We start from the raw sequence: 15,006 nt of genomic DNA, 5'->3' as shown, positions 1-15,006 counted from the left end.
CACAGGGATTTTTAGTGTTAGTAAAATCGATGTCCTACAGCGCAACAAGCTGCAGCGCTATTCCTTCACACTCATGAACTCTTCCGCCCAACGGATATATTCCTCAGGCTGCGTATACGTATGAGTCAGCTCGGTAGCGCTCAAATCCGACGCCTGGGTAAAGATCTGCCGTTGCTCGCGCAGGCTGTCATACGTCGCCTTGATCGCCGCGAAGTACGCGCCATGACCATCAATGGTCACCCGCACGCCCAGTTCGGCCAGGCGTTTGTCATCGCGCAGCAGCGGGTTGCCGTAGGTGACCAGCATCAGTGGCACGCTCAGGTGTTCGGCAATCTGTTCGAGGTGATCGAAGTCCCGCACGCCCACCATGCAAATCCCGTCCGCACCGGCCTGCTGGTAATGACAGGTGCGGCTGATGACTTCCTGAACCGGCAGGATCCCGGCGTTGGTACGCGCGATGATCGCCATTTCCGAGTCGACCCGGGCTTCCAGTGCCGCGCGAATCTTGCCGACGCCTTCCGCCACGCCGATCAGGTCGGTGGATTTGCGGCCGAATTGCGCCGGCAGCAGGGTGTCTTCGATGGTCAGGGCGGCGATGCCGGCGCGTTCCAGTTCGACGATGGTGCGCATCACGTTGAGCGCGTTGCCATAGCCGTGGTCGGCGTCGGCGATGACCGGCAATTGGGCCACTCGACCGATGCGCGTGGCCTGTTCGGCGAACTCGCTGAGAGTGATCAAGGCAAAGTCGGGAGCGCCCAGCACCTGCAACGAGGCAACAGAACCGCCGAGGATGCCCACTTCAAACCCCAGGTCAGCGGCAATGCGGGCCGACATCGGGTCGAAGACCGACGCCGTGTGATAGCAGGTGTTGGAAGCAAACAGCTCGCGGAAGTTACGGCGCAAATCTTGATGAGAAAGCCTGGACATATGAGTTCCACCAATACAAAGGAATGGAAAGGCTTGAGCAAAGGTGTCAACGCCGAAGGAACAAAAGGCTATCACGCGAAGGAGGGGAAGATGATGACGAATTTTGCTGGGGGGCTCAGATAGACGCGGACCTCTGTGACGAGCGGGTTTACCTGTGGCGAGGGAGCTTGCTCCCGTTCGGCTGCACAGCAGTCGTAAACGATGGGGGCGGTGTGTCTGGAAAAATAGATTAGGGTGGCAGTTTTGGGGCCGCTTCGCAGCCCAACGGGAGCAAGCTCCCTCGCCACAGGTGAACCGCACTCACCACAAGGGTGGGGGAGGACTCAGGATCTGATCACGCTGCCACCGCCTGCTGTTGCCGATTGGGTAACGGCACGGCCCGCACCGAGTTACCCGGTTGCAGTTGCAGGCGTTTGGCCGTGAGTCGGTCGACGACCAGGCTGTTGCCCACCAGCCTGGCCTGGGCGGTGGTGATGCGGCAGTTTTCCAGGCGGCGATTGTGGATCAGCCACACCGGGGCCTGCTCGTCGGGCGTGCCGATAGCCAAAACCAGCGGTTGGCTGTCGCGCACGGTGCGGATTTTCGCGACCGGGGCTTCGATCACCGGGCCTGCGTCGAAGATGTCGATGTAACCCTGATGCACAAAACCTTCGGCCTTGAGGATCTTCAGTGCCGGTTCGGTGTTTGGGTGGGCCTGGCCGATGACGGCCTGGGCCTGTTCGGTGAGCAGGCACGTGTAAAGCGGCTGGCGCGGCATCAGTTCGGCGATGAACGATTTGCTGCCCAGCCCCGACAAGTGATCGGCGTGGCTGAAATCCATCTTGAAGAAGTGCCGGCCCAGGCTGTCCCAGAACGGTGAACAGCCGTGTTCGTCGGCGCTGCCGCGCAGTTCGGCGATGAGTTTGTCGCCGAACAGGTGCGGGAACTCGGCCACGAACAGCAAGCGCCCCAGGGACAGCAACCGACCGTTGCTGCCGTGGCGTTGATCGGGGCGCAGGAACAGCGAGCAGATTTCCGATTGCCCGGTCATTTCATTATTCAGGAACAGCGTCGGAATCTGCCGTTGAATACCCAGGTCCGGCGACGAACTGACGGTCAGCCCGACCCGATAGTTGTACCAGGGTTCGCGCAGGCCAACGGCACCGGCCAGCGCACTGATGCCGACCACTTGCTGATCGTCATCTTCCAGCACGAACAGGTAATCGGCATCTGCACGCTCGACCTGCTCGGCGAAGGTGCGCTGGGCCCAGCGCACCCGGTGCACCAGGCGTTCTTCGTTGGTGGGCAGGGTGGTAAACCCGGGGCCGGCCTGTTGCACCAGATCCATCAAGGCGGGCAGGTCGGTGATGCGAACCGGGCGGACAATCATGATGCAGCTCCTTCTTCGCGCCAGTTCGGGCGCTGTCGTTGGGCATGGGGCCGGGTGCTGCTCACAGGGCAATCAGCCGGATCGGGCTGCCATCGGTGACGTTCAGGGCAGCACACATCTCGGCGCTCAACCCCACCGGTTGCCCGGCCTGGACATTCAACTCGGCGACGATCGCGCGATAGTCCTTCAGCGCGTCATTGCTCACCAGGTAACGGCCGCACGCATCGATCAGCGAAGCCCGTTGCGTCGTGCCGGTCTGGCTTTGGGCGATGGAGAGAATGTTCGAGGTGCGCGCGTACAGCGTCGGCCCACCGTCAAACAGGTCGATGTAGCTGTTGGTTTCAAATCCCTCACGCTCAAGAATATCGAAGGCCTCCTGGCCATCGGGGTGGATCCGGCCGATGCAATCCTGCGCAGCCTGGGGCAGCATCGGCACGTAGATCGGGTATTGCGGCATCAGTTCGGCGAGGAAGGTCCGGCTCTCCAGACCGCAGAGCCGCTCGGCTTCGGCGTAGGGCAGGTCGAAGAAATGCTTGCCCAGCGCATCCCAGAACGGTGATTGCGCCTCCTCGGTGCTGAAGCCGACGATCTCGGTGATCACCGCTTGCGCAAAACGCTGCGAATGGGCGGCAATGAACAACAGGCGCGCCCGGGACAGCAACTCCGAAAACGCTGTGCGCACCAGCGCTGTTTCGATGTGAAAGCCCCGTAGCAAGGTGTGGCCGCTGAGGTCCTGACACAACGACAACGCCGGTACGCCGTGCTCGATGTTCAGCTCCCGGGAGGCGCTGGTGAAGTGACGGTTGCGCAAACTGTAGAACGGTTCGTTGAAACCGGCGGTGGCAAGGATCTCCGAGCACCCCACCAGACGCCGGGCCGCGAGATCCTCAAGCACGAAGAAATAGTTCTCCGGGCCATGACCTTCCACGTCTTTGTCGAACGAGGCGCAGGAGTCGAGAATTCGTAGGCGCAGGCGTTCAGTGTCGTCCGGCAAGGACGTGACACCGACCAGGCTGTCGCGCGCCAGTTGCTGTAACTGGGGCAGGTCGGCTAACTCGACTGGGCGTAAGACCAGCATGGATGTACTCCTGTATCAAAGGGTTCGGCGCTGTGTGCCGAACCTGACTATCACTGTCGGTTTCCACGCATTAAATCGGCGGTCGCCTGATTTCTTGTCAGACGCCGCTCTTTTTCTTGTCAGCCGTTGCTCGGGTCGGGCAACGCTGTGCTGGCGCCCAGTTTGTTGAGGAAAAACAGATACACCAGGCCCAGGGCAATCCAGATCAGTCCGAGTTTTTGTGCATCGACCCCCATGTTGTACATGATGGCCGCGACGATGATGAAGCCAACCACCGGGCAGACCAGGTGGCGGATCACCTGGCCGGACTTCTGCCGACGCCAGTAGTAATTGATCACGGTCAGGTGCAGCAACATGAAACCGCTCAGCGCGCCGAAGTTCACCAGCGAAGTGAGGGTGTCCACCGAGTTGATGAACAGGTAGCAGATCACCAGCGACAGTACCGCTACGAGGTAAATGCTCAGGTAGGGGGTGTTGTGTTTCGGGTGAACCTTGGCCAGCACTTTCGGCAGCTTGCCGTCCCGGGCCATGCCGAACAGCAGACGCGATACCGCCGCTTGCGAGGTGATGGCAACCGCCACGCCCCAGGCCAGGGCGGTGGCCACGCCAGTCAGGGTTGCCAGCCAGCTGCCGGCAGCGATTTCGGCGATTTCATAGAACGCGGTGTCGGCGGAGGTGAAGCCCATGCCGGCCGCCAGGTCTGTGGCAATCCAGGTTTGCACGACGAAGATCACGCCCATCACCAGCAGCGTAATCAGCGCTGCCTTGCCGACGCTGCGGCCAGGGTCGCCCTTGATTTCTTCGGCGAGGGTGGAGATCGCATCGAAACCGAGGAAGGACAGGACCGCAATCGACACGGCTTGCATCAGCAGGGCGAAATTGAAGGTGTCCGGGTTGTACAGCGGCGCCAGGGTCAGTTGACCGTTACCGCCGCCGCTGTGCAGCGCATTCCAGGCGTAGAACAGGAAGATCCCCAGCACCACCAGTTGCGCCAGCAGAAAGACAATGTTCATGCGGGCAGTGAATGTAATCCCCCGCAGGTTGACGAACGTCGCGCTGACCAGAAACGCCAGAATGAAACCGACCTTGGGGATGTCAGGGTAAAGGTGATTCAGCGCCATGGCCGCGTACACGTAGAGCAGCGGTGGAATCAGCAGGTAATCGAGCAGCATCAGCCAGCCGGCGATAAACCCGACGTGCGGGTTGAGGCCGCGTTGCGCGTAGGAATACACCGAGCCGGCAATCGGAAAGGCCCGCGCCATGCTGCCGTAACTCAGGGCGGTGAACAGCATCGCCACCATGCCGATGATGTAGGCCAGCGGCACCATGCCGGGTGCTTCGGCGTTGACGTAACCGTACACACCGAACGGGGCGATGGGGATCATGAATATCATCCCGTACACCACCAGGTCAGTCAGCGACAGGCTACGTTGCAACTCTTGCTTGTAGCCGAATTCTTCTAATTCCATGAAGCCCTACTCCTTGGGATGAAAGCAGCTGCATGCTGCGGGTTTGACGCGATTTTTTACAACAGCGGAGCCAGATAACCTGCCCAGCGACTGACGTTTTCAGCGGTGCGCAGCAGATCGTTGCGCACCTCGATCAACACCGATTCCAGTCCCCGTGCATCGCCGTGGACCGGCACGGTCATGTCGCCCAGCGGGTTGATTTTGTACGGCTCATTACTGGCAACCTTCAAGGGGTGCTGGCTCAACCCGTCAATCAGTCGTTGGGCGTAGTCCCTGGCTTCGCCAAACAGCACGCCGACTTCCAGCGCGCGCGGTTGGCCGTGGAAAACCGGGGTGAAACTGTGAATGCCGACCACCCGGACCGGCCGCCCTTGGGCGATTCGTTGGTCGATCAAGGTTTGCAGCCGGGCATGAAACGGCTTGAACAGGCATTCGCGGCGGTACTCGCGCGTGACTTCGTCCAGATCCCGATTACCCGGTATCGGATAAATCTCGCTCTGCAGCGGGATGCTGTCCGGGGCATGGCGCGGGCGGTTGAGGTCAATCAAGAGCCGTGAGTAATTGGCCGCCAGCAACGTCGCCCCCAGTGCCTGGGACAAACCTTCAGCAAGCGCCAGCGCACCAATGTCCCAGGCGATATGCTCGCGGGCCGCGTCGTGACTCAGGCCCAGGTCATTCAACCCGGGTGGAATAAAACGGCTGGCGTGTTCACACACCAGAATCAACGGGTGCGCCGAGTCTTCGCGGCTCAGGGTGTACGCGGGCTCGGTGTACAGGCCAAGTTCAGCGGATTCAGTACAGGCGTGCATAGTGCTCACAGCGTTCGGCGGGGGACAGCTGTTCCGTCAGCGTCAGTTCCTCGGTTTTAAGGGCGAACCAGGTGTCCATCAACGCGCTCGGCAGGGCTTCGATCAGCGCCTCGCTGTTGCGCAGGCACTCGAGCGCCTCGGCAAGGGAGGCGGGCAGGGCGACGATGCCGTGGGCCTGGCGTTGTTCTTCGTTCAGGGAATCGGGGATTTCATCGGTGATCGCGTTCAAGGCCAGGCGTTGCTCGATGCCCAGGCGACCGGCGATCAGCAGCGCGGCCATCGCCAGGTGCGGCGACGCCGTGGCGTCCATGGCGCGAAATTCCAGGTTGTATTGCGCCGCCACCGATTTGCCGCCCAGGCTCACGGTCGGGCAGATCCGCAGCGCCGCTTCGCGGTTGCGCTGGCCGAGGCAGGCGTACGAGGCGCTCCAGTGATGCGGCTGCAAGCGCTCGTAGGACACCGGTGTCGGTGCGGTAAACGCGCACAGCGCTGGCAAGTAATGAAGGATGCCGGCGGCCCAGTGCTGGCCGAGGGTCGACAGGCCATTGATCGTGCCGGCGTCGTACATCAGCGGTTGGCCGTCCAGATCCAACAGGCTGACATGCAGATGGACGCCGTTGCACACGGCATGCTCGGACGTCTTCGGCGCGAAGCTCACGTCCAGGGCCATCTGCCGGGCGATCTCGCGGGTGATCTCGCGCACGTTCACCGCACGGTCCGCAGCGGCCACGCCGAGGGCGGGGCGGCAGGTGATTTCGTATTGATGCTTGCCGTATTCGGGCAGGAACATTTCCGGTTCGACGCCACCGGCGCGCAGGGCGCTGAGCAGCCAGCCACCGAACTCGGCGCCCTGACGCTGGGCCTCAAGGGAGAACGCCAGCTGATCGGCCGCGCCGCTGCTCAGGTTGAATTCATGTTCGAACGCGGCGTTGACCTGCAAGCCCAATTCGGCGCGATACCGCTGCACTTCATTGCGCAACAACGTGCGTGGGCAGGCGCCCCACGGGCGGCCATCGGTTTCGTGAATGTCGCTGTGGATGAAGTCCAGCGCCGGGGCCGTGGCATCCGGGCCGTTACTGACTGTCACCCGGCTGCTCAGGTCGGGAATCAGCCGCAGATCGCCATAGGCGCCCCACGGGTTGGTGGAGGCGATGATGTCTTGCGGGGTCAGGGCGCTGTTGGCCGGCACCCAGCCGCAGCCCGTCGCCAGGTAATGTTCAAGTTCGTCCGTGGGAAACGAGCGGCCACGTGTCACGCCGATCAGGTCGGTGGTGACGAGGGTGGTCATGGGCAGCGGCGACAGGCGTTCGCTCATGCTTGCATCTCCTGCAACCGGCCGAGCACGGTCTGGGTGTCGGTGATCCAGCAGTAACCCTTGATCGCGTTCAGGCAGGCTTGATGACGCTCCGGCGTGTAGGTCGCGCAGGCATCCTCCACTAGCGTCACCAGGTAGCCACGGTCGGCGGCGTCACGCACCGCCATGTCCACGCACTGGTCGGTGACGATGCCGGCGATGATCAGGTGCCGCGTTTCAAGGTTGCGCAACACGTAGTCGATGTTGGTGGAGTTGAAGACCCCGGAAGAAGTCTTGGGCAAGACGATTTCGTTTTCTGTCGGCGTCAGGTCGTCGATGATCCGCGCCTGGGGGCTGCCCTTGGGCAAGTGCATGTCCGAGAGCTTGTGGTCCAGCGAGCGGTCGCGGCCATCGGCGGTCAGGCTTTCGATGATCGTGTGCAGCACATTTTGCTGCGCGCTGCGAAAGGCACTGAGCAATCGGCGTTGATTGGGCACCACCTGCATGTGGGTGCGGGTCAGGAAGTACTCGCCATCCGGTCCGTTGAGGTGTGGGTCGAACTGCGGTTCGAGCCAGGCACGCTGCATGTCCACCAGCAACAGCGCGGTGTGATCGGCAGTGAACGGCAAGTCCCGGGGCGAGTGGTGGGGGAGCATGAACATCCTTATTTATCCTCCAGCAGGTGGGTGGCGAAATCGGTTCGCAGGGCATCGATGCCTTCCAGGCGATCGGCCAGCTCCGGGCTGCGCAGGGTCAGGCAGGCAATCAGCGCCTCGATCTGGGCCAGCGCCGGGACCATGGTGTCGAAGGCCGACACCGATTCCACCGGCGCACTGATAATCAGGTCGGCCATTTCCCGCAGCGGTGAGGCATAGATGTCCGTGAACAACACCACCCGGGCGTATCGGCTTTTCGCCGCATTGGCTACGCGCAGGGCCTGTGACTGGTAGCGGCGATAGTCGAACACCAGCACCACGTCCTGACGCTGCACGTCGAACAGCCGATCCGGCAGTTGTGCGTTGTCTTCCAGGGCGAAACAGCCCGGGCGCAGCAGGCGCAAATGGTTGAGCAAATAATTGGCGAGGAAACTGCTGAAGCGCCCGCCAAAGCAGTGAACCTGATGACGGGTATCGAGCAGCCACTGCACCAGAATCCGCACATCTTCGGGTTGGGTCAGCGCATGGGTATCCACCAGCGCCCGATGGGTGTCCGCCAGGTAATGGCTCCAGGCGTCGTCTTTCTGAACATGAGAACGAAGCTGCAACAGGGCGCTGGGGGACCGGAGGCGGTGGTCCATGTCACTGAGCAAGGCATCCTGGAAATCGGCGTAACCGCTGAAACCCAGTTTTTTCACCAGCCGCACAATGGTGGGGTCGCTGACACCGGCATGTTCGGCCAAGCGTGACATCGGTCCCAGCCCGTTACGCGGGTATTGGTCCAGCAAGGCACGGATGACTTTGCGTTCCGCCGGCGTAAGGTCCAGGGCGGGATCGGTGATCAGGTCTCTGAGAGAGGGCATCCGGGCTCCTGCTGGATGGGTATGTCGGTTTTGTTTCATAAATCGCTAAAACAGTATTTATGTAGCGCATGCTACATGTCTAGCGAAACTTTCCGTGGTTTTTCAAGGCCCCAAAATGGGGCGAAAAGCCCGTGCGCTGAGGGCTACACGGAAGTCGACTGGCTTTGTAGTCCATCGCCCATACGGGTGTCAGAGATTGCCTAACTTAATGGGTTAAACAAGCTCGCGTCCCGTCGGTGCTGATGCAAACGAAACGCCCTGGATCAAGCGTCTTGCGGCACAATTGCGTGATTATCGGCGGCATCGAGCCGTTTTCCATTTCATCGACAGGGTGATAAACCGTGCAGGCAACCCGTTTGACCCTGATGTGCCACGCGCGAACAGTCGCACAAAAATTGGCGAGTTTTCCTACGAATGAGCCGTTGGAATTTTATGGCCAATTGGCAAAGGGTTCGCGCAGCAGTCAGTTCGAGGGGGCGCCACGGGTGCTCTGTGGGCCGGAGTTGCGCACGCAGCAGACCGCCGAGTTGTTTGGCAATAACGTTGAAATCGTTTCGGCCCTGAGGGATTGTGACTTCGGACGGTGGAGCGGGGTGCGGATCAATGACCTGCAAAAGTCCGAACCCGAGGCACTGCAAACCTGGCTAGATGATCCGACCTCGGCGCCCCATGGCGGTGAGTCGGTCGCGCAACTCTGTGAACGCGTGGCGCAGTGGCTCCAGGCCCTTGTGGCAACACCGGGGCATGTCCTTGCCATCACCCATCCCTTTGTCATTCGCGCAGCACTGACGCAGGTGTTGCAGGCCAAGGCATTCAACCTGATCGACGTCGAACCGTTGTCGGCCGTCGAGTTGCGGTTCACCGGCCGCTGGCGCCTGCGCTTGCTTGAAGGAGAAATTTGATGAAGAAGCTGCTGGTCATCGGCATCGGCGCCGGCAACCCTGACTACATCACAATGCAGGCCGTGAAGGCGCTGAACCTCGTCGACGTGTTTTTCCTGATGGACAAGGGCCAGAGCAAGGACAAATTGATCGACCTGCGCCGTGAGATCTGCGAGCGCTTCATCACCGGTCACGACTACCGCTTCGTCCAAGCCCATAGCCCGGAACGCGAGCGCGGGGAGGTGGACTACAAGACCAGTGTCGATGATCTGAACCTCGCCAAGCAGCAGACCTTCGAGCGGCTGATCAATGAGGAACTGTCCGACGGCCAGTGCGGCGGTTTTCTGGTGTGGGGCGATCCGGCGTTGTACGACAGCACCCTGCGGATTTTGCAGGCAATCCTGGCCTCGGGCCGTTGTGCGTTCGAGTATGACGTGATCCCCGGAATCACCAGCGTTCAGGCGCTGGCGGCGCAACACAAGGTACCGCTGAATCGCATCGGCCGCTCAATTGAAATCACCACCGGCCGACGGCTGGCAGCGGGGCAAGTGAGCGATGCCGACAGCCTCGTGGTGATGCTCGATGCCGAGGATTCCTACCATCAAGTGGCGGATCAGGAGACGGAGATTTACTGGGGCGCGTATCTGGGGACGCCGGATGAAATCCTGATCAGCGGCAAGCTCAAGGACGTGGCGCCGGAGATTGAGCGGGTGCGCAAGGCGGCGCGGGTGGCGAATGGGTGGATTATGGATACTTACCTGTTGCGCAAGCCTTGAGGTAAACGGTGCCTGAGCTGATGTCTTCGCGGGCAAGCCTCGCTCCTACAGGTATTGCGTCGCCTTTGCAGGAGCGAGGCTTGCCCGCGAAGAGGCCCTCAACCGCACCTCAAATAATGGCTTTGATCCCACGCCCAAACCGCTCCCGATACACTGACGGGGGCACGCCCACCACCCCACGAAACGCCACGCGAAAGCTCTCAACCGAGCGATACCCACACTGCGCGGCAATCTGGTCGGTGTTTTGCCCGGTGCTCTCCAGCAACTCCTTCGCCCGCGCCAGCCGCTCATGCTGCAACCACGCCTTGGGCGGCATGCCGGTGGCTTCAGTAAACCGACGCAGAAACGTGCGTTCACTCATGGCCGCCTCGCTCGCCAGTTCGCGAACCTCCAGCGGTTCGTGCAAGCGTTCCCGGGCCCACTGCATGACACGGGACAAATCGCTGCGCGGCGTCGGGCTGACGGGCGTAGGAATAAACTGCGCCTGACCGCCGGTGCGTTGCGGCGACATCACCAGGCGCCGCGCCACTGAGTTGGCCACCTGCGTGCCTAAGTCCCGCGTCACCAGGTGCAGGCACGCATCGATCCCCGCCGCGCTGCCCGCCGAGGTGATCAATTGGCCGGAATCGACATAGAGCACATCCGGGTCCACCCGAATGTTCGGAAAACGTTCGGCCAACTCAGCGGCATAGCGCCAATGGGTGGTGGCGCCATGACCGTCCAGCAGGCCGGTCGCCGCCAGCACAAACACACCGGAGCAGATCGACAGCAACCGCGCTCCCCGCGCATGCGCCTGGCGCAGGGCGGCGAGCACGTGTTCCGGTACCGGCGCGTTGCGATCGCGCCAGCCGGGAATGATGATCGTGCGGGCCTCTTCGAGCAGTTCCATGCCGCCATCGGCCAGCACCTGAATCCCGCCCATGGCGCGCATCGGGCCCTGATCCACGGCGACGATACGATGCTCGTACCAAGGGAAGTCGAACTCCGGCCGCGCCAGGCCGAAGATCTCCACGGCGATGCCGAATTCGAACGTACAGAGGCCGTCGTAGACCAGAATCGCGACCAATCCAGGGTTCGGTTGCATTTGGCGGAAAGTTCCCGGTAAGTGTCTTGTGCGCCACTGTAGCCGCAAGCGTCGGGCGGATAAAGTCTTCTCATACCCACTCAAGACTTTGGAGTACAGCCCATGACCAGCCTGGTCCGCGCCATTCCCGCAGCCCCTTCGGCCATTGCCCTGATGCACTTCAGCAACCGTCTGACCTTTGAAACCGATTGTTCCGACGTGTACGGCAGCCAGCAGGCCGGCGATGTGGATTTTGTCCTGGTGGACGTTCGCGGACCGTTGGCGTTCGAACGCGGGCATGTGCCCGGCGCGATCAACATTCCGGGACGCCTGCTCACCGCCGAGAGCCTGGCGGGTTACCCGACGTCCACCTTGTTTGTGGTTTATTGCGCCGGGCCGCACTGTAACGGTGTGCACAAGGCGGCGGTGAAGCTGGCGGCGCTGGGTTACCCGGTCAAGGAGATGATCGGCGGCGCGACCGGGTGGCTGGATGAGGGGTTGGAACTGAGTGTTGCGGTGCAGCGGCCTGCCACCACCGCCATCGGTTGCGAATGTTGATATTCAGACACCGCTGAACCATCGTGGCGAGGGAGCTTGCTCCCGCTGGGTTGCGCAGCAGCCCCGCAATCTTGGCAATTGTCGAAGATTTTTGGGAGCGCTTCGCACTCTAGCGGGAGCAAGCTCCCTCGCCACAAAAGCTCCGTTGCCACAAAGGCTCACTGGCCACAGGAGCCCGTCGATCCTTAGTTCAGCGACTGCTTGAGCACGCTGCCCGCCACCCATCCAGCGTTGCCTGCAACCATTCGAACACGGCTGCATGGGCGGCGCTGTCCTGTTGCCCCCGAGGCAACGGCGACTCCTCTCCAAAGTGCGCATTGAGCATGGCCACCGACTCCGCATTCCACTCTGGATGAAACTGCAAGCCCACCCGCGTCGGCCCCACGCGATACATCTGCTGTTCACATTGATCGCTGCTGGCCAGCACTTGCGCATCAGGCGGCAAGTCGATTGCGTCTTCGTGCCACTCCAGCACCTTCAGCGTCCGGCCATCGACGAACGTCACGGTGGTCCAGCCGGTTTCGGACCGATCCATCCGCCGCACGTTTCCGCCCAGACTCAGCGCCAGCAACTGCGCCCCCAGACAAATCGCAAACACCGCCGCGCCCTGATCCAGGCTGGCCGCCAGCCACTGCCGTTCTGCTTCCAGCCACGCCGGCCCGGCGTTGGATTCATAAGGTCCACCCAGCACGATCACGGGCGCCGCGCTAACCGGCGGTAACTGGCCGAGGTCGGCGCGAAATACCTCCAGCGCCAGCCCTCTGGATTGCGCCCAATTGGCGATGGCGCCAGGACCTTCGGCGGGGTGGTGCTGGATCAGATTCAAGGTGGGCATCGGTACTCTCTGTAGTTTTTGCGTGTAGGTTTTGTCTGAAAAAAGGGCTTGTCCTACAGTCCTTGCACCGCCTTGGCGCACGCTTCAAGGGCTTTGAATGGAGCAGCCACGTTTCTATAAGTATTTGTCGCTTAAAAACAATTTGCCCATTAGAAGCCATTCTAGACTGCCGGCCACTTCGATCTTCACCGACCGAAAGTCATTCGAAAGCTGCCAATAAAAGCCTCCGCACACAGGAGTTATAAATGAAGAAGCTAGTGATGTTTGGTGCCTTGGCACTGTCGATGTTGTCCCTGACCGCCTTGGCCGATGACGCCAAGCCGATCCGCATCGGTATCGAAGCCGGTTACCCGCCATTCTCGATGAAAACCCCTGACGGTAAACTCACCGGTTTCGACGTCGATATCGGCGACGCGCTGTGCGAGCAGATGAAAGTGAAGTGCACCTGGGTCGAGCAAGAATTCGATGGCCTGATCCCGGCACTGAAAGTGAAGAAAATCGACGCGATCCTGTCGTCCATGACCATCACTGACGATCGTAAGAAGAACGTCGATTTCACCATCAAGTACTACCACACCCCGGCTCGTTTCGTGATGAAGGCCGGCACCGACATCAAGGACCCGCTGACCGAACTCAAGGGCAAGAAAGTCGGTGTGCTGCGCGCCAGTACCCACGACCGCTTCGCCACCGAAGTGCTGGTTCCGGCCGGTATCAACCTGGTTCGCTACGGCTCCCAGCAGGAAGCCAACCTGGACATGGTGTCCGGTCGCGTAGACGCGCTGCTGGCCGACTCGGTCAACCTGGACGACGGTTTCCTGAAAACCGACGCCGGTAAAGGCTTCGCTTTCGTCGGCCCGACCTACGAAGACGCCAAGTACTTCGGCGGCGGCGCCGGTATCGCTGTGCGCAAGGGCGATACTGCGCTGGCCGACAAATTCAACACCGCCATCACCGAAATCCGCGCCAACGGCAAGTACAAGCAAGTGCAAGACAAGTACTTCGACTTTGACGTTTACGGCCAGTAATCACGCCGTTCAAAAAAGTGGCAACCGTTGACGCGGTTGCCATTTTTTATGCCCTCTCTGTGTTGAAATGAAATCCCTTGTGGGAGCGAGCCTGCTCGCGAAATCGGTAGGTCAGCTGCATTTATGTTGACTGACACACCGCTTTCGCGAGCAGGCTCGCTCCCACAGGTGATTTTCGCCGTTCAGCCATTCAGGAGTGACCATGCAACGCATCGACCATCCTCTGCCCTGGAGCCACCTGGGCACCGAACGCACCCTCAGCGTGTTTCGTTACGGCGCGGGTCCTCGCAAGGTTTACATCCAGGCCAGCCTGCACGCTGACGAGTTGCCCGGCATGCGCACAGCCTGGGAGCTGAAGAAGCGCCTGGCCGAACTCGAAACCCGGGGCCAGTTGCAGGGCGTGATCGAGCTGGTGCCGGTGGCCAATCCGATCGGTCTTGACCAGCACCTGCAAGGCAGCCATATGGGGCGCTTCGAGCTGGGCAGCGGCAAGAACTTCAACCGCGCCTTCGTTGAACTCAGCACCCCGGTGGCCGCATTGATTGGCGACCAGTTGGGTCAAGATGCGCAGGCCAACATCGCGCTGATTCGCCAGACCATGGGCCAAGTCCTCGACGACTTGCCGGCACCGGCTTCGCAGCTGGAAGCCATGCACCGCCTGCTGCTGCGGCACGCCTGCGAGGCTGACATCACGCTGGACCTGCATTGCGATTTCGATGCGGCGATTCATTTGTATGCGTTGCCACAACACTGGCCGCAGTGGCAATCCCTGGCCGCGCGTCTGAAGGCCGGGGTGGCGTTGCTCTGTGAAGACTCCGGCGGCAGTTCATTCGATGAGTCCTGTTCGTCGCCGTGGCTGCGCCTGGCGCGGGCCTTCCCCGAGGCGGCGATTCCCCCGGCCAATCTGGCGACGACGTTGGAACTGGGCAGCATGGGCGATACGCGAGTCGATCAGGCCCAGGCCAATTGCGAGGCGATCCTGGGGTTCCTCGCCGAGCAGGGTTTCATCACGGGCACCTGGCCTGCGGCACCCAGCGAGTGCTGTGAAGGCATGCCGTTCGAGGGCACCGAATACCTGTTTGCACCGCATCACGGTGTCGTCAGTTTTCTGCGTGATTCGGGTGAGTGGGTGGAGAAGGGCGATGCGCTGTTTGAGGTGGTTGATCCGCTGAGCGACCGCGTGACAACCGTGCGCGCCGGGACCAGCGGTGTGTTGTTTGCGATTGATCGCGGGCGGTATACGCAGCCGGGGACGTGGCAGGCGAAGGTGGCGGGGCGTGAGGTGATTCGGGTGGGGAAACTGGTTAACGACTGAGGGTTGTCGCCATTGCCAAAGGCCTCTTCGCGAGCCGGCTCGCTCCCACAGGTTTGATGTGCGACACACATCCACTGTGGGAGCGAGC

At 61.4% G+C, this 15,006-nt stretch carries 15 protein-coding genes; 5 read left to right on the top strand and 10 right to left on the bottom strand.

Annotation, left to right across the window (positions count from 1 at the left end; genetic code table 11):
- Window positions 1-57 precede the first annotated feature (57 nt).
- The 8 genes from RHP74_RS19115 to RHP74_RS19080 form a co-directional block, all read right to left on the bottom strand.
- Window positions 58-927: an oxaloacetate decarboxylase gene (locus RHP74_RS19115; RefSeq protein WP_010455567.1), complete on the bottom strand. Its 870-nt coding sequence runs from the start codon at window positions 925-927 to the stop codon at window positions 58-60.
- 334 nt (window positions 928-1,261) lie between these two features.
- Window positions 1,262-2,296 carry an arginine N-succinyltransferase gene (gene astA, locus RHP74_RS19110; RefSeq protein WP_311096081.1) on the bottom strand — a complete coding sequence of 345 codons (1,035 nt, stop codon included), beginning with the start codon at window positions 2,294-2,296 and terminating at the stop codon, window positions 1,262-1,264.
- Between the two features lie 61 nt (window positions 2,297-2,357).
- Entirely contained in the window at window positions 2,358-3,374 is a 1,017-nt protein-coding gene (locus tag RHP74_RS19105; protein WP_010455565.1) for an arginine N-succinyltransferase, read from the bottom strand.
- Between the two features lie 119 nt (window positions 3,375-3,493).
- On the bottom strand, window positions 3,494-4,843 hold the full coding sequence (locus RHP74_RS19100; protein WP_077749072.1) for an APC family permease: 1,350 nt from the start codon (window positions 4,841-4,843) through the stop codon (window positions 3,494-3,496).
- A gap of 56 nt (window positions 4,844-4,899) precedes the next feature.
- A complete protein-coding gene (locus RHP74_RS19095; RefSeq protein ID WP_311096080.1) occupies window positions 4,900-5,652 on the bottom strand; it encodes an N-formylglutamate amidohydrolase in 753 nt (250 codons plus the stop codon).
- Complete coding sequence (locus RHP74_RS19090; RefSeq protein ID WP_311096079.1) at window positions 5,636-6,967, bottom strand: glutamine synthetase family protein; 1,332 nt, start codon at window positions 6,965-6,967, stop codon at window positions 5,636-5,638. The genes RHP74_RS19095 and RHP74_RS19090 overlap by 17 nt, the downstream gene beginning before the upstream one ends.
- Window positions 6,964-7,608 carry an isochorismatase family cysteine hydrolase gene (locus RHP74_RS19085; RefSeq protein ID WP_311096078.1) on the bottom strand — a complete coding sequence of 215 codons (645 nt, stop codon included), beginning with the start codon at window positions 7,606-7,608 and terminating at the stop codon, window positions 6,964-6,966. The genes RHP74_RS19090 and RHP74_RS19085 overlap by 4 nt, the downstream gene beginning before the upstream one ends.
- A 2-nt stretch (window positions 7,609-7,610) precedes the next feature.
- Complete coding sequence (locus tag RHP74_RS19080) at window positions 7,611-8,465, bottom strand: MurR/RpiR family transcriptional regulator (RefSeq protein ID WP_010455555.1); 855 nt, start codon at window positions 8,463-8,465, stop codon at window positions 7,611-7,613.
- Between the two features lie 341 nt (window positions 8,466-8,806).
- Here RHP74_RS19080 and RHP74_RS19075 point away from each other — a divergent pair, with 341 nt between their 5' ends.
- Together RHP74_RS19075 and cobF are read left to right on the top strand one after the other, a co-directional pair.
- On the top strand, window positions 8,807-9,367 hold the full coding sequence (locus RHP74_RS19075; RefSeq protein ID WP_311096077.1) for a histidine phosphatase family protein: 561 nt from the start codon (window positions 8,807-8,809) through the stop codon (window positions 9,365-9,367).
- Window positions 9,367-10,122 carry a precorrin-6A synthase (deacetylating) gene (cobF, locus tag RHP74_RS19070; RefSeq protein ID WP_145308246.1) on the top strand — a complete coding sequence of 252 codons (756 nt, stop codon included), beginning with the start codon at window positions 9,367-9,369 and terminating at the stop codon, window positions 10,120-10,122. Before RHP74_RS19075 ends, cobF begins: the two co-directional genes overlap by 1 nt.
- A 109-nt stretch (window positions 10,123-10,231) precedes the next feature.
- On the opposite strand, the gene ftrA is transcribed toward cobF, so the two are convergent.
- Window positions 10,232-11,206: a transcriptional regulator FtrA gene (gene ftrA, locus RHP74_RS19065; protein ID WP_311096075.1), complete on the bottom strand. Its 975-nt coding sequence runs from the start codon at window positions 11,204-11,206 to the stop codon at window positions 10,232-10,234.
- Between the two features lie 102 nt (window positions 11,207-11,308).
- On the opposite strand from ftrA, the gene RHP74_RS19060 reads away from it, so the two are divergent.
- The gene (locus RHP74_RS19060) at window positions 11,309-11,743 is read left to right on the top strand and encodes a rhodanese-like domain-containing protein (RefSeq protein ID WP_311096073.1); all 435 of its coding nucleotides are present in this window, start codon (window positions 11,309-11,311) and stop codon (window positions 11,741-11,743) included.
- 190 nt (window positions 11,744-11,933) lie between these two features.
- Here RHP74_RS19060 and RHP74_RS19055 read toward each other — a convergent pair whose 3' ends face one another.
- Window positions 11,934-12,578, bottom strand: a complete 645-nt coding sequence (locus RHP74_RS19055) for a type 1 glutamine amidotransferase (protein WP_311096071.1) — start codon at window positions 12,576-12,578, stop codon at window positions 11,934-11,936.
- A 245-nt stretch (window positions 12,579-12,823) separates the two neighbouring features.
- Between RHP74_RS19055 and RHP74_RS19050 the strand changes: the two genes are divergently transcribed.
- Both RHP74_RS19050 and RHP74_RS19045 read left to right on the top strand, forming a co-directional pair.
- On the top strand, window positions 12,824-13,603 hold the full coding sequence (locus RHP74_RS19050; protein WP_311096070.1) for an ABC transporter substrate-binding protein: 780 nt from the start codon (window positions 12,824-12,826) through the stop codon (window positions 13,601-13,603).
- A 202-nt stretch (window positions 13,604-13,805) separates the two neighbouring features.
- Window positions 13,806-14,918, top strand: coding sequence for a succinylglutamate desuccinylase/aspartoacylase family protein (locus RHP74_RS19045; protein WP_154912682.1), 1,113 nt, complete (start codon window positions 13,806-13,808; stop codon window positions 14,916-14,918).
- Window positions 14,919-15,006: the final 88 nt, after the last annotated feature.

The organism is Pseudomonas sp. SG20052, from assembly GCF_031766055.1.
GTDB lineage: Bacteria > Pseudomonadota > Gammaproteobacteria > Pseudomonadales > Pseudomonadaceae > Aquipseudomonas > Aquipseudomonas mandelii.
The sequence above is the reverse complement of the archived record's forward strand: the minus strand, read 5'-3'. Positions and strand labels throughout refer to the sequence as shown.